This is a genomic window from Nocardia amamiensis (assembly GCF_015477605.1).
GTDB lineage: Bacteria > Actinomycetota > Actinomycetes > Mycobacteriales > Mycobacteriaceae > Nocardia > Nocardia amamiensis_A.
Map to the genome: position 1 here is coordinate 292499 of NZ_JADLQX010000003.1, position 13647 is coordinate 306145.

The following is a 13647-nucleotide window of genomic DNA, read 5'->3' on the forward strand; positions in this document are numbered from 1 at the left end:
GACGCCGCCCCGCCTCACCTGCGCCCGAGCAGCTCGTCCACCAGCGCGGTGGTGTGCGTCGCCGCACGCATGGCCGGATGGTCGAGCACCTCACGCAGAAAATCCCTCGTCGTCGCCACGCGGGCGCCGGAGATCCGGAACTCCTCCAGCGCCCGCCGCATCCGCGCGAGCGCCCGGTCGCGGTCCGGCGCCCATACCACCAATTTGGCAAGCAGTGAATCGTAATGCGGCGGTATCGAATAACCGGCGTGCGCGTGCGTGTCGACGCGGACGAAAGGACCGCCGGGCGGAGTGAATTCGGCCAGCACTCCAGGAGCTGGTGCGAATTCGGAGGACGGATCTTCGGCATTTATCCTGCATTCGATTGCCGCACCGCGCAGGACGATATCTTCCTGGGCGATGCCGAGCGGTTGCCCGGATGCGATACGGATCTGTTCGGCGATCAGGTCGATGCCCGTCACCATTTCGGTGACCGGATGTTCGACCTGAATTCGGCAGTTTACTTCCATAAAATAGTAATTGCCGTCCCGATCGACCAAAAATTCCACGGTCCCGGCACCGACATAGCCCGCCTCCAGCACACCGTCGACCGCGGATTTGCCCATCCGCTCGGCAAGGCCGTCCGGCAGCAGCGGCGCCGGGGATTCCTCGATCAATTTCTGATGCCTGCGCTGCACCGAGCAGTCCCGTTCACCGAGGTGCACGCCGTGGCCGTGGCCGTCGCACAGCACCTGGATCTCGACATGCCTGGCCGCCGCGAGGTACTTCTCCAAGTACACCCGGCTGTCGCCGAACAGCATCCGCGCGGTCGCCCTGGTCTCCTGGAAGGCCCGCGGGAACGCGGCGCTGTCGTGCACCACCTGCATGCCCCGGCCGCCGCCGCCCGCGGCGGCCTTGATGATCACCGGGTAGCCGATCGAGTCCGCCAGCGCGTGCGCCTCGTCGAGTTCGAGCGGGTCGAGGCTGCCGGGCAGCAGCGGCAGGCCCGCCTTCGCCATCAGCGTGCGTGCGGACTGCTTGTCCCCGAGTTCGGCCATCACATCGGCGGGCGGACCGATCAGCGTGATACCCGCCGCGCGGCAGGCATCGGCGAAATCCGGCGACTCGGAAAGGAATCCGTATCCGGGGTGGATCGCGTCCGCCCCGGTGAGCTCGGCGGCGGCCAACACGGCCGCGGCGTTCAGGTAGCTGCGCTTGGCGGCGGACGGACCGATCTGCACCGCTTCGTCGGCGAAGTGCACCACCGTCGAGTCGGCGTCGGCGACCGAATGCACCGCGACGGTGCGCACACCCAGTTCACGGCAGGTGCGCGCGACGCGCAGCGCGATCTCCCCGCGATTGGCGATCAGAATCTTCTCGAACATCATCCCTCCCCCTACGCCACCGACCGGACCAAGACCTGCGGCCGCGCACCGAACCGGCGGAATCGGGCGCGCCGCTCGTCGGCCAGCTCCGCACCACTGCGCCCGACCAGCTCGCCGAGCGTCGCGGTCAGTGCGCGGTGCAGCTGCTCGGCCGCGGCCACGGGCGCGGTACCGACGTCGCCGCCCGGCTCCGGCAACACCCCGTCGACCACACCGAGCCGCAGGAGATCCCGTGCGGTCAGCGCGAGCGCGGCGGCTGCCTTCGGCGCCGCGGCCGGGTCGTTCCAGACGATCGCCGCGCAGCCCTCGGGGCTGATCACCGAATAGGTCCCGTTCGCGAACATCAGCACCCGGTTGGCGACGCCGAGCGCCAGCGCTCCCCCGCTGCCGCCCTCGCCGATGACCACGCTGATCACCGGCACCCGCAGCGCGGACATCAGCCGGATGTTCTCCGCGATGACGATCGCCTGCCCCTGCTCCTCGGCGGTCGCGCCGGGATAGGCGCCGGGCGTGTCGATCAGGGTGACGACGGGCAGTCCCAGCTTCTCGGCCAACCGCATGAGTCGCGCGGCCTTGCGGTATCCCGCGGGTGTCGGCATGCCGAAGTTGCGTGCCATCAGCTCTTTCGGCTCGTGCCCCTTCTGGTGGCCGATGACGATCACCGGTTGCGCGCCGAGCCAGGCAGTTCCGCCGACCACCGCCGGGCAGTCGCCCGAGATCCGGTCGCCGCGCAGCTCACGGAACTCGTCGAAGGCCAGCGCGAAGTAGTCGAGCGCGGTCGGCCGCTGCGGGGTGCGCGCACGGCGCACCTGCGTCCAGGGATCGTTCTCCGCGACGCGGTCCGGATCGGTGACGACGCCCGCGTCCGCGGAGACGAAGCTTTCGGTCGGATCCACCGGCGCCGCGACCCGCAGCAGCCCGCCGAGCACTTGGCGCAGGCCCGCGCGCGGCACGATCATGTCGATGAGCCCACGCTCCAACAGGAATTCGGCGGTCTGGAACTTCGGCGGCAACTCTTGGCGAATGGTCTGCTCGATCACCCGCCGCCCGGCGAATCCCAGGCGCGCGCCCGGCTCGGCGATCAGCACGTCGGTGAGGGTAGCGAACGAGGCCGCCACGCCGCCGTAGGTCGGGTCGGTGATCAGGGTGACGGTCAGGATGCCCGCCCGGTCCAGCTGTTCCAGCGCCGCGCTGGTCTTGGCCATCTGCATCAGCGACAGCGGGCCCTCCTGCATTCGCGCGCCGCCCGAGGCCGTGACGATCAGTAGCGGAATCCGCTCTGCCAGGGCTGTTTCCGCAGCGCCGGTGATCATCTCGCCGACCGCGGTGCCGAGGCTGCCGCCGAGAAAGCGGAAGTCCATCGCGGCGATCAGCACCGGCTGACCTTCGATAGTCGCCCGCGCGCACAGGACCGCGTCGTGCATGCCGGTGCGGGCGCGCGCGGCGTCCAGCCGGTCCCGGTAGGGCTTGGTGTCGGTGAAGCTCAGCGGGTCGTCCTCGGTCGCGGCGCCGGGCAGGGGCTCGAACCGGCCCTCGTCGGCGAGCTGGACAATGCGCTGCTCGGCGGTGATCGGAGTGTGCCTGCCGCATTCGCCGCAGACGCCGAGGTCGCGGGCGAATCGCTTGCCGTACAGCGGGATCAGGCATGCCGGGCAGAGCACCCAGTCCGCGGCGCCGTCGCTGCCGTGTGCTGACTTCATCACGCGTGTCTCCTGTGCTCGGGGAACGGGTGATCGGTCCGGACAGCGCCGGCCGGGCGATCACAGCGACAGCCTGCGCGCTCCCGCTAGAGAACAACTCGACTCCTCGGCTCGAGCGAGGTTCGAGGACCGGCCCGGATGCTTGGTCGCACGATCGAAGGGAGATAACGCCATGAACACCCACGCATCCGGTGGTGCGCGATGAACCGCCGCGTTGTCGTCACCGGACTCGGCGTCCGCGCGCCCGGTGGGTCGGGCAAGGACGCGTTCTGGAAACTGCTGTCCGAAGGCCGCACCGCGACCCGCCGGATTTCGTTCTTCGACGCCGCACCGTACCGGTCCCAGGTCGCGGGCGAAGCGGATTTCGACCCGGTGCGGGAGGGGTTGTCGCCCAGGGAGATCCGGCGCATGGACCGTGCGGTGCAGTTCGCCGTGGTCTGCGCGCGGGAGGCGGTGGCCGACAGCGGACTCGACCTCGCGGCGGTCGATCCGTACCGGCTCGGCGTGAGCCTCGGCAGTGCGGTCGCCGCGGCCACCAGCCTGGAGCGCGAATATTTGGTGCTGTCGGACTCCGGGAAGAACTGGCTGGTCGACGAGTCGTATCTCTCGCCGCACATGTTCGACTACATGGTGCCCAGCGTGATGCCGGCGGAAGTGGCCTGGAGCGTGGGGGCGGAGGGGCCCGTGGCGATGGTCTCCAACGGCTGCACGTCGGGACTGGACTCGGTCGGCCACGCGGTGCAGCTGATCCGCGAGGGCTCCGCCGACGTCATGCTGGCGGGCGCGTCGGACACTCCGATCACCCCGATCGTGGTGGCCTGCTTCGACGCGATCAAGGCGACCACGCCGCGCAATGACGAGGCGGAGGTGGCCTCGCGGCCGTTCGACAACTCGCGCAACGGTTTCGTGCTCGCCGAGGGCGCCGCGATGTTCGTGCTCGAGGAGTACGAAAGCGCACGCAAGCGCGGAGCACGCATCTACGCCGAGATCACCGGGTATGCGACCAGGTGCAACGCCTATCACATGACCGGACTGAAGGCCGACGGCCGCGAGATGGCCGAGGCGATCCGGGTTGCGCTGGACGAATCCAGGATCGACCCGACCGGTGTGGACTACATCAACGCGCACGGCTCCGGGACCAGGCAGAACGACCGGCACGAAACCGCGGCGGTCAAGCGCAGTCTCGGTGCGCACGCCTACGCCACGCCGATGAGCTCGATCAAGTCGATGGTGGGGCACTCGCTCGGCGCGATCGGCTCGGTGGAGATCGCGGCCTCGCTGCTGGCGCTGGAGTACCAGGTGGTGCCGCCGACGGCCAACCTGCACGAGCCGGACCCGGAATGCGATCTGGACTACGTGCCCCTGGTCGCCCGCGACCACCGGATGGACACGGTGCTCACCGTGGGCAGCGGGTTCGGCGGGTTCCAGAGCGCGATGGTGCTGCGCAAAGCGGAGGCGGTGGCGGCATGATCCTCGTGACCGGAATGGGGGTGCTCGCGCCGAACGGCATGGGCGTGGAGCGTTTCTGGGATGCCGTGCTGTCCGGGCGCGGCGGGATCGCGCCGCTCACCCGGTTCGACACCAGCCGCTCGGCGGCGCGGCTCGCCGGGCAGGTGGCCGATTTCGACGCGGCCGAGCATCTGCCGAGCCGGCTGCTGCCGCAGACCGATGTCTCGACCCGGATGGCGTTGGTCGCCGCGCAGTGGGCGCTGGACGACGCGAAGGTCGACACCACGACGATGACCGACTACGACATGGGCGTGGTGACCGGAAACGCCTCCGGCGGTTTCGAATTCACCCACCGCGAGTTCAACAAGCTGTGGTCGCTCGGCTCCGAGCACGTCAGCGTGTACGAGTCGTTCGCCTGGTTCTACGCGGTCAACACCGGCCAGATCTCGATCCGTCACGGCATGCGCGGACCGAGCAGCGCGCTGGTCGCCGAGCAGGCCGGCGGGCTGGACGCGATCGGTCACGCCCGGCGCACCGTGCGGCGCGGCACGCCGCTGGTGGTCACCGGCGGTGTCGATTCGGCGCTGGACCCGTGGGGCTGGGCTTCGCACCTGGCCAGCGGTTCGGTCAGCGCCTCCACCGAGCCCGAGCGCGCGTACCTGCCGTTCGACGTCGGCGCCGCCGGGTACGTGCCCGGCGAGGGCGGCGCGATGCTGGTCGTCGAGGACGCCGCCGCGGCGCGGTCCCGCGGCGTGCCCAAGGTGCACGGCGAAATCGCCGGGTATGCCTAGACTTTCGACCCGCCACCTGGTTCGGAGCGGCCGTCGGGTCTGCGCCGGGCCGCCGAACTCGCGCTGGCCGACGCCGGGATGACACCCGCCGACATCGACGTGGTGTTCGCGGACGCGTCCGGCATCCCGGAGCGCGACCGTGACGAGGCCGCGGCCATCGAGGCGATCTTCGGTCCCGGCGGCGTTCCTGTCACCGCGTCCAAACCCCTGACCGGCAGATTGTTCTCCGGCGCAGGCCCGCTCGACATCGTGACCGCGCTGCTGTCGGTGCGCGATTCGGTGATTCCGCCGACCGCGTACACCACCACGCTCGCCGAGGACTACCGGATCGACCTGGTTCTCGGCGCCCCGCGCTCCGCCACCGTCGGCGGTGCGCTCGTCCTCGCCCGCGGGCGCTGGGGTTTCAACTCCGCGGTCGTCGTGCGTGCCGTGTCCGACCGAGTACTTCCCGGGAGCGAATCATGACCATGACCATCACCGAACTACGCAAGATCCTGGTGGAATGCGCCGGCGGCGAGGATCTCGCCGAACTCGACGGCGACATCGCCGCGGTGGAATTCGAGGAACTGGGTTACGACTCGCTCGCGCTCATCGAGACCGCGGCGCGGATCCAGCGCGACTTCGGCGTGATGATCCCGGAAGAGCAGCTCGTCGAGGTCAAGACGCCGCAAGAGCTGGTCGACATCGTGAACGCCCAACTGCAAGGTGTGGCATGACTACCGTGATGACCCACACGAAGGTGGTGCAGGCCGCGCCGGAGGTCGTCTACGACCTGGTCGCCGACGTGACCCGTTGGCCGGTGATCTTCGCACCGAGCGTGCTGGTGCGCCACTTGCACCGCGGGCCGGACGAGGAGCGGTTCCGGCTGTGGGCCACCGTGAACGGCGCGGTGAAGAACTGGACCTCGCGGCGCGTGCTGGACGCCGAGCAGCGCCGCATCGCCTTCGAGCAGGAGCGCAGCCAGGCGCCGATCGCGTCCATGGGCGGCAGCTGGTCGTTTCGCGAGGTCGGTCCCGGCGCGACGAAAGTCACCCTGGATCACCACTTCACCGTGGTGGACGGCGCCGACCACGAGCAGGTCGCCACGGCGGTGGACCGCAACAGCGAGACCGAGCTCGCTGCGCTGGCCCGCATCGCGGAGCTGGGACACCCGGTCGAGGAGGTCGTCCACACCTTCGAAGACACGGTGACGCTGCAATGCTCGGCCGCGGAGGTGTACGACTTCGTCTATCACAGCGAGCGGTGGCCCGAGCACGTCCCGCACGTCAGCCGGATCGAGCTCACCGAGGACGACGACGGCGTGCAGCTGATGGAGATGGACACGGTGACCGCGGGCGGCATCCCGCACACCACCAAGTCGGTGCGTGTGTGCGTCCTCGGTGAACGGATCGACTACAAGCAGCTGCTGCCACCGGCGATGCTCTTCGGGCACAGCGGCGCGTGGGAATTCGCGGACGGCCCGGACGGCGCGGTGGTCACCGCACGGCACACCGTCGCGATCAATCCCGACGCCGCACGCGAGATTCTCGGCGTTGAAACGAATCTCGCCGATGCCCGTGCCTATTTGACCGAAGCGTTGTCCACCAACAGCCGCAATACACTGCTGTGCGCGGTGCGCTACGCCGAAACGAAGTCGCCGACATGACGGCCACCGAAACGTCCGCGGCGCCCACCGTCACCGAGATCGCCGACGACATCTACGCCTACACCCACAGCCGCGGCGGCTGGTGTGTGAGCAACGCCGGTGTGCTGGTCGGCCCGGACGGCGCGGTGGTGATCGACACGCTGGCGACCGAGGGACGCACCCGCGCCTTGGTCGAGTTCGTCGACGGGCTCGGCGCCGGGCCGGCCCGCACGATCGTGAACACCCACCACCACGGTGACCACAATTTCGGCAACCACCTGTTCGGGCCGACCGCCGTGGTGATCGGCCACGACCGGATCCGGCCCGAGATGGTCGAAACCGGTCTGGCGCTGACGAAGCTGTGGCCGGACGTGGACTGGGGCGACGTGCGGGTCACGTTGCCCGGCATCACCTTCGGCGACAAGCTGACCCTGCACGTGGGCGAACGGCGGGTCGAGCTCATCCATCTCGGTCCCGCCGCGCACACCAGCAACGATGTGGTGGCCTGGCTGCCCGAGGAGCGCGTGCTGTTCGCCGGGGACCTGGTGATGTCGGGCGCGGCGCCGTTCTGCCTGATGGGGTCCGTCAGCGGGTCCATCGCCGCGGTGCGGCGGCTGGCCGCGCTCGGCGCCGAGACGGTCGTCGCCGGGCACGGTCCGGTGACCGGCCCGGAGATCTTCGACCAGACATTGCGGTATCTGCGGTGGGTGCAGGATCTGGCCGCGGAGGGACGCACGCTGGGCTTGACGCCGCTGGCCATCGCGCTGGAGGCCGACCACGGCGAGTTCGCCGAGCTGGTCGACCAGGAACGGCTGGTCGGCAACCTGTACCGGGCGGACGCCGAACTGTCCGGCGGCCCGCTCGGCGAACCGCTGGACGTGCTGTCCATCTTCGACGAGATGGTGCTCTACAACGGCGGGCAGGTGCCGGCATGCCTGGCGTGAGAACCGAGTCGGTGCGGGTCTGCGTGATCGGCGGCGGACCCGCCGGACTGATGACCGGGCTGCTGCTGGCCCGTTCCGGCGTGGACGTGCTCGTGCTGGAGAAGCATCCGGACTTCCTGCGCGATTTCCGGGGCGACACGGTGCACACCTCGACGCTGCTCGCGATGGACGAACTCGGCTTGGCCGAGGAGTTCCTCGCGCTGCCGCACGTCGAGCTGCCGCGGCTGCCGATGGCGACGGCGACCGGTCCGGTGGTATTCGCCGACTTCAGCACGCTGCCGGGGCGTTTCCCGTTCGTGGCCTTCATGCCGCAGTGGGACGTACTGAACTTCCTCGCCGAGGCGGGCCGACGCTACCCCGGATTCCGGTTGGTGCAGCAGGCGGAGGTCACGGAGGTGATCCAGCGCGACGGCGTGGTGGTCGGGGCACGGGCCCGAACTCCCGAGGGACCGTTGGAGATCACCGCGGACCTGGTGATCGCCGCCGACGGACGCCATTCGATCGTGCGCCGATCGGGGCTGCTCGAGGTCGCCGCCAGCGCCGCCCCGATGGACGTGCTGTGGTTCCGGGTGACCAAGCCGGAGGGTGAGCGCCTGCCCACGGTCCGCAGCGGAAAGGGGTTCTTCATCGTCTGTATCGACCGCGGGGACTATCTCCAGGTCGCGTACATGATCCCGAAGGGCGGCTTCGCGACCATCCGGGACGCGGGGCTGCCGCGGTTCCGTGCGGATCTCGCCGCCATCTATCCCGTGCTCGCGCCGCATTTGGACGCCGAGATCCTGGACTGGGACGACGTGAAGCCGCTCGACGTCCGGGTGGATCGGCTGCGCCGCTGGTACCGGCCGGGGCTGGTCGCGATCGGGGACGCGGCGCACGCGATGTCTCCGGCGGGCGGCGTCGGGATCAATCTCGCGGTGCAGGACGCCATCGCGGCCGCCCGGCTGCTCGCACCGATCCTCACCACGGGCGCGACACCGACTACGGCCGCGCTGCGCACCATCCAGCGGCGTCGCGAATTCCCCATGCGGGTGGTGCAATTCGCGCAACTGCGCCTGCTGTCCGACCTCTATCCCAGCGCCGGACGCCCCGGCACCGACAAACCGCTGCTCGTCCGTCTGCTCCGGCGCTTCCCCCGCCTGCCCCGCCTGGTGGCCCGGGTGATCGGACTCGGCATCCGCCCCGAGCCGGTCCCTCCGGCGACCGGAACCGTCACGGCCCTCACGAACTCCAGGGAGAACTGATCGTGTCGACCTACCTGCTCATCCACGGCGCCTTCCACGGAGGATGGGTCTGGCAGCGGGTCACCCCGCTGCTCGAGGACGCCGGGCACCGCGTCCTCGCCCCCTCGCTCGTCGGTCTCGGCGACCGCGCCCACCTGCTCACAGCCGACGTCGGCCTCGACACCCACGTCCGCGACCTGATCGACCTGGTCACCTCCGAGGATCTGACCGATATCGTCCTCGTCGGCCACAGCTACGCCGCCATCGTCGTCACCGCGCTGGCCGACGCCGTACCGGACCGCATCGCCGAACTCGTCTACATCGACACCTTCGTCCCTCGCGACGGCGAAGCGGTCGCCGACATCATGCCCGGCATGGTCGAGGCTTTCGTCGCCGCGGCCGCCGCCCACGGCGACGGCTGGCGAGTGCCGCCCCAAACCGAACCCATGGATGACGGCGGGCTCTACGGCGTCACCGAGGAACCCGACCTCAGCTGGCTGGCCTCGCTGCAGACGCCGCAATCGCTGAAGACCTTCCAGCAGCCGATGAAGCTGACGAATCCCCGAGCGCTCGAGTCCATTCCGGTGTCACACGTCTACTGCAGCGAAGGCGGCGAGGCCTTCAAAGCCATGCGGACCGCCATGCCCCGCACTCTGCCACCCACCGACCTACCGCCCGACCGGCTCCTGGTCCTGCCGACCGGCCATGACTGCATGATCACCATGCCGCACGAATTGGCCGCACATCTGCTCGCACTGGCACCTCGGCCGGCAGCCGCACCATAGCCTCCGTGCAGCGGACAGTCACGCAATCCTCTGTGCGGGTCGATTTCCTCCGGAGGAAATCGACCCGCACGAGACGTGTCCAACCCTGTGGTTCCCAGTGGGTTTCCATGCGGTCGAGCATGAATTCCCATCGCTGCGTCATGATTCGACCGCCGACCGCGCATTCTGGAACGAATCGACCTACACCGCTGTCACGTCTGCCGATAAGGCCGATTGCCGCACAACGTCTTCCGACTGCACCGACGCGGTGACACCGGGAACTACCCACTGCGAACCGGATGCACTCGCCTGCGGAATGCCCGCTCCTGCCTGCGCGGCTGGAATCGCAGCAGCGGGAGCAGCGGGGGCCGACAGCAGCCGTTCGAGAGTGCAGGAAATGCCCCGTCGGACTCTCCGAGTCCGAGCGGCCGGATACGCTCGGTCGGCCATGGCTCCCCATCCCGGGGCGGCTTGCGCTACTTGGGAGGAATCGATCCGCTGCCCGAGGTCGTACATCTCCTGCCAGCTCATCGACTCCGGCTCTTCGATGTCGATGGGGAAGGGGTTGGCGTCCTTCGCCACGTCTTTATTCGTCACGTCTTTCGGTGCGGACACCGATAATTCGCGATCGCAGCCCAGTTCGCGCGTCGCCCGCGTCGTAGGGCGCGCGGCCGGCGCCTCGTCGGCTCCTCCACGCTCGCCGACCGTCGATGCTGTAGCCGGGCTCGAGCGGAGTCGAGCACGCTCGCCACCGACACTGGACCGTGCGCCTGCTACTCGCTACCGGGCAGCGTGCGCTGGACGTCCGCAAAGACGTGTACGACGACTTTGGTGCGTGTGTCGACCGCGGCAACGAGAACCGCGCGTGGGGCTTCTCGACAAGGTCCGGCTGGTACAACGAGGGTGGTCGTTCAGCGACGAACTGGCCTTACTCGGCCGACGAGTACTGGCGGAGAACCCAGCACATCGACCCCGCCGACTACGACATCGCCTAGTACGGATTTCGTCGTGGTCGAGAGGTACCAGGTTGCAGGGCGGTGACGGTTGCCGCCAGCCAAACGAGCTGGGCTATGCCGATCCAGGTGAAGTGCTCGGCGGCAGCACCCAGGTAGACCAGCCGGATCAGACCGTAGCCGTAGCGGAACGTCGCGCCCTCCTCGGCGTGCAGGCTGACTTCTCCGTCGCGGCGGTACTTGCTGTCACGGATGGCGGGAGTGCAGGCGCAGGCGCAATCCGGCTGGTTTGAGGGTGAGGGTTTCCTGGACGTCGAGTCGATAGCCCGGGTCGGGATCCAGGTCGAACTCGTGCAGGATGGCGGCCAGCGTCACCATGATCTCGTGTTGGGCGAACTGTCGCCCGATGCAGGCACGGGGGCCGGTGCCGAATGGCTTGTAGATGCGGGGAGGGAGATTCCGAAGGTTCTCGGGCAGGAAACGATCGGGATTGAACTCGTCCGCGTCCGGTCCCCAAGCCGGATCCCGGTGCGCGGCGAGCAGCAGCACCAGTACCCAGTCCTTCTTCTTGAAACGGTACCTGCCGTGACAGAGCGTTGTGTCTTGCCGGGCGCGGCGGAAGTAGCCGGGACCGGTTGGCCACAGACGTAGCGTCTCATCCACAACCCGCCGTAGCCGGCGGAGTTTGGCTACATCGTCGAACTCGATGTCCGGATATGCCTTGGCGGGCCAACGCTCGTCGAGCTCGGCGCGGACACCGTCAGCGATGTCCGGTCGGATGGACAAATAGTGCAAGGCGAAGGAGATGATATTCGCCGATGTCTCGCTGCCCGCGACCAAGAAAGTCAGAATCTGGTTCCGTACATTCGTGGCATCGAGTGCGTCACCGGCCACCGAGTCACCGGCGTCGAGCATCAGATCGAGTATGTCGCGGTGTTCGGCACCGGACTGGCTTCGGCGGGCTTCGATGATGCCGTCGACGACCGTGTGCGCATGTGCTACGTCGGTCCGATGCTGACGTTCCCGACCTCTGCGGAAGATCAGCTCGAACCACGGAAGAACATCAGTTCGCCGGTTCGCGTAGGTGAGTTCACGAACCATCGCCTCGACGAACGGGTTTCCGCTCGGATCGGACATCGAACGGAACGAGTGTGAGAACCCAGCGCGGGAGATGATCTCGAAAGTCAGACGGTTCGCGTGCGCGGGAATATCGATCCACGTGCCCGACGGTAACGCCGACCAGGAATCGGTCAACTCGCGCACCGTGCTCGCGATCGTGTCGTGGTAGTTGGCCATCGCAGTCCGCGTGAACGCGGGCATGAGGATGTTGTGTGCCTTCTCCCAATTCGCCTCCCGATTGAAGGCGGTGAACAGACCGTCCCCCGCAAGAGGCCGAAGCTTCATCAACGAGTGGCCGATGTGCTTCTCCCACAGCGACTCGTTGTTCACATCCTCCACCGCCTCGGTACCGGTCACGATGACCGCGGGAAAGCCGAAGAGCTTCTGTTCGAAGACTGGGCCCAGTTCCCGCGCCTGCTCGGCCAACCGCTGGCATGGCTTGGCGAAGTCGGTGGTCAAGACGTCACCGAGCAGGGGCACTCGGAAACGCGGATGCGGCAACGCCGCGGGTTCAGCCCCGACCGTGCTTGACGACACCTCGATCATGTTTTCTCCCCCACTCGTCGGGCTGATTCGGTGATTGCGCGGTTCTGCGGAGTCGCGGCGAACCTCTCTGCCGCTGGCCACCACTTGGCCAGTACGAGAAGTTCGGCCACCTCGTCGTCCAGGGTCGCAGACGATGAGGGTGGCCGCCACCGGACCACCTCGTTGGCCGGCGACGCGGTATCCATCCTGTCACGCGCCGCACCAGCCAACTGCAGAGCGAACTTTGCCATATCCCGCTCGTGATCTGGAACATGCCGGCCGGCAACAAATCGCGCGAACTCGATCGACTCCACATCGCGACAGTAAGGACGGAGTTGGAGGATGGCATCGCGTATTTCCACGGTGGCGCGATGAAGTTGCAGCTTCGTGCCTCGGCCCGCCGCCGCGCCGGCGTCCAGCGGGAGCCGGCTGTCCGGGAACATCGAAACCATCGTGCGCCACAAGGGCCGCAGTCGTCGCAGTCGTCGACCGGCGTAGTCGCAGCCGAGATACTCGATGACCGCTTTCACCAGAGGCGCGGCAGACACCAGCGATATCGTTGTCGCAATCCAGAAGAAGTTCCGTGAATGGGTTCGGAGCCGAAACTCGACCGAGTCGACGACGCGGAGTTCCTGAAGTATGGCGAGTACGAGCGCGATCATTGTCGAGACCCCGATGGCCGCTCCTGCCGCCGCTATTCCGGCGAGAATCAACTTCTCGGTATCGGACACGCGTTGTTGCCGGAGTTCCAGATAGCATCTGCGCAGCATCTGGAACGACAAATACAGCGGCAGCACCGAGAACCCGACCCATGCGAGCACCTCGTCCCATCCCCCGGAGATCTCCAGCAGCTGTTCATCGCGCCGCGCCCGGGTTCCGGCCACCAGAATCACGGATGCGAGAAACCCTGCGACGAAGTACCAAAGAAATTGCCGCCGCCGGACCTTCGCCGGATCTCTGCCGGAAAGAAGATCGACCACGCACAGGAAGGGCGCGATCGAAACAACGATCGTGCACAGTGATAGCTGTTGGACCATCGTCACGGTCAGCGGCGAACTCTCGGCGATGAGAGTCTCTACTGCTTGCTCCCGGAGCAACTGGGTCAACAAGATGATCGTGAGTGTGGCGTTGAGGTACCGCTCGGCCGACGTACTGTTGAACCATCGCCATCGAGCCAGGACGACGAGAACCATC

Annotated in this window: 14 protein-coding genes; 9 read left to right on the top strand and 5 right to left on the bottom strand. The window is 67.9% G+C overall.

What is annotated here, in order from left to right:
* Positions 1-14 precede the first annotated feature (14 nt).
* Both IU459_RS05985 and accA read right to left on the bottom strand, forming a co-directional pair.
* On the bottom strand, positions 15-1364 hold the full coding sequence (locus tag IU459_RS05985; protein WP_195128446.1) for an acetyl-CoA carboxylase biotin carboxylase subunit: 1350 nt from the start codon (positions 1362-1364) through the stop codon (positions 15-17).
* Positions 1365-1375: 11 nt separating this feature from the next.
* Positions 1376-3064: an acetyl-CoA carboxylase carboxyl transferase subunit alpha gene (accA, locus tag IU459_RS05990; RefSeq protein ID WP_195128567.1), complete on the bottom strand. Its 1689-nt coding sequence runs from the start codon at positions 3062-3064 to the stop codon at positions 1376-1378.
* A gap of 201 nt (positions 3065-3265) precedes the next feature.
* Here accA and IU459_RS05995 point away from each other — a divergent pair, with 201 nt between their 5' ends.
* The 8 genes from IU459_RS05995 to IU459_RS06025 are packed head-to-tail and all read left to right on the top strand — an operon-like array spanning position 3266 to position 9877.
* Complete coding sequence (locus IU459_RS05995) at positions 3266-4534, top strand: beta-ketoacyl-[acyl-carrier-protein] synthase family protein (protein WP_195128447.1); 1269 nt, start codon at positions 3266-3268, stop codon at positions 4532-4534.
* The gene (locus tag IU459_RS39610) at positions 4531-5304 is read left to right on the top strand and encodes a beta-ketoacyl synthase N-terminal-like domain-containing protein (RefSeq protein ID WP_324198757.1); all 774 of its coding nucleotides are present in this window, start codon (positions 4531-4533) and stop codon (positions 5302-5304) included. Before IU459_RS05995 ends, IU459_RS39610 begins: the two co-directional genes overlap by 4 nt.
* Positions 5305-5343: 39 nt before the next feature.
* Complete coding sequence (locus IU459_RS39615; protein ID WP_324198769.1) at positions 5344-5769, top strand: hypothetical protein; 426 nt, start codon at positions 5344-5346, stop codon at positions 5767-5769.
* Entirely contained in the window at positions 5766-6020 is a 255-nt protein-coding gene (locus IU459_RS06005; RefSeq protein ID WP_228837422.1) for an acyl carrier protein, read from the top strand. Before IU459_RS39615 ends, IU459_RS06005 begins: the two co-directional genes overlap by 4 nt.
* A complete protein-coding gene (locus IU459_RS06010) occupies positions 6017-6949 on the top strand; it encodes an aromatase/cyclase (protein WP_195128448.1) in 933 nt (310 codons plus the stop codon). Before IU459_RS06005 ends, IU459_RS06010 begins: the two co-directional genes overlap by 4 nt.
* On the top strand, positions 6946-7872 hold the full coding sequence (locus IU459_RS06015) for an MBL fold metallo-hydrolase (protein WP_195128449.1): 927 nt from the start codon (positions 6946-6948) through the stop codon (positions 7870-7872). Before IU459_RS06010 ends, IU459_RS06015 begins: the two co-directional genes overlap by 4 nt.
* Positions 7860-9113, top strand: a complete 1254-nt coding sequence (locus tag IU459_RS06020; protein ID WP_195128450.1) for an FAD-dependent oxidoreductase — start codon at positions 7860-7862, stop codon at positions 9111-9113. The genes IU459_RS06015 and IU459_RS06020 overlap by 13 nt, the downstream gene beginning before the upstream one ends.
* Before the next feature lie 2 nt (positions 9114-9115).
* Complete coding sequence (locus IU459_RS06025) at positions 9116-9877, top strand: alpha/beta hydrolase (RefSeq protein WP_195128451.1); 762 nt, start codon at positions 9116-9118, stop codon at positions 9875-9877.
* Positions 9878-10057: 180 nt separating this feature from the next.
* Here IU459_RS06025 and IU459_RS06030 read toward each other — a convergent pair whose 3' ends face one another.
* On the bottom strand, positions 10058-10471 hold the full coding sequence (locus IU459_RS06030; protein WP_195128452.1) for a hypothetical protein: 414 nt from the start codon (positions 10469-10471) through the stop codon (positions 10058-10060).
* A gap of 149 nt (positions 10472-10620) precedes the next feature.
* On the opposite strand from IU459_RS06030, the gene IU459_RS06035 reads away from it, so the two are divergent.
* Positions 10621-10851 carry a hypothetical protein gene (locus tag IU459_RS06035; RefSeq protein ID WP_195128453.1) on the top strand — a complete coding sequence of 77 codons (231 nt, stop codon included), beginning with the start codon at positions 10621-10623 and terminating at the stop codon, positions 10849-10851.
* A gap of 204 nt (positions 10852-11055) precedes the next feature.
* Here IU459_RS06035 and IU459_RS06040 read toward each other — a convergent pair whose 3' ends face one another.
* Both IU459_RS06040 and IU459_RS06045 read right to left on the bottom strand, forming a co-directional pair.
* On the bottom strand, positions 11056-12474 hold the full coding sequence (locus tag IU459_RS06040) for a cytochrome P450 (protein WP_195128454.1): 1419 nt from the start codon (positions 12472-12474) through the stop codon (positions 11056-11058).
* A complete protein-coding gene (locus IU459_RS06045) occupies positions 12471-13646 on the bottom strand; it encodes an MAB_1171c family putative transporter (protein WP_195128455.1) in 1176 nt (391 codons plus the stop codon). The genes IU459_RS06040 and IU459_RS06045 overlap by 4 nt, the downstream gene beginning before the upstream one ends.
* Between the last annotated feature and the right edge of the window lies 1 nt (position 13647).

Excerpts from the sequence above, each read along its gene's own strand:
- IU459_RS06015 (WP_195128449.1), top strand. The coding sequence starts at position 6,946 with ATGACGGCCACCGAAACGTCCGCGGCGCCCACCGTCACCGAGATCGCC.
- IU459_RS06045 (WP_195128455.1), bottom strand. The coding sequence starts at position 13,646 with ATGGTTCTCGTCGTCCTGGCTCGATGGCGATGGTTCAACAGTACGTCG.
- IU459_RS05985 (WP_195128446.1), bottom strand. The coding sequence starts at position 1,364 with ATGTTCGAGAAGATTCTGATCGCCAATCGCGGGGAGATCGCGCTGCGC.
- IU459_RS06020 (WP_195128450.1), top strand. The coding sequence starts at position 7,860 with ATGCCTGGCGTGAGAACCGAGTCGGTGCGGGTCTGCGTGATCGGCGGC.
- IU459_RS39610 (WP_324198757.1), top strand. The coding sequence starts at position 4,531 with ATGATCCTCGTGACCGGAATGGGGGTGCTCGCGCCGAACGGCATGGGC.
- IU459_RS06005 (WP_228837422.1), top strand. The coding sequence starts at position 5,766 with ATGACCATGACCATCACCGAACTACGCAAGATCCTGGTGGAATGCGCC.
- IU459_RS05995 (WP_195128447.1), top strand. The coding sequence starts at position 3,266 with ATGAACCGCCGCGTTGTCGTCACCGGACTCGGCGTCCGCGCGCCCGGT.
- IU459_RS06040 (WP_195128454.1), bottom strand. The coding sequence starts at position 12,474 with ATGATCGAGGTGTCGTCAAGCACGGTCGGGGCTGAACCCGCGGCGTTG.
- IU459_RS06010 (WP_195128448.1), top strand. The coding sequence starts at position 6,017 with ATGACTACCGTGATGACCCACACGAAGGTGGTGCAGGCCGCGCCGGAG.
- accA (WP_195128567.1), bottom strand. The coding sequence starts at position 3,064 with ATGAAGTCAGCACACGGCAGCGACGGCGCCGCGGACTGGGTGCTCTGC.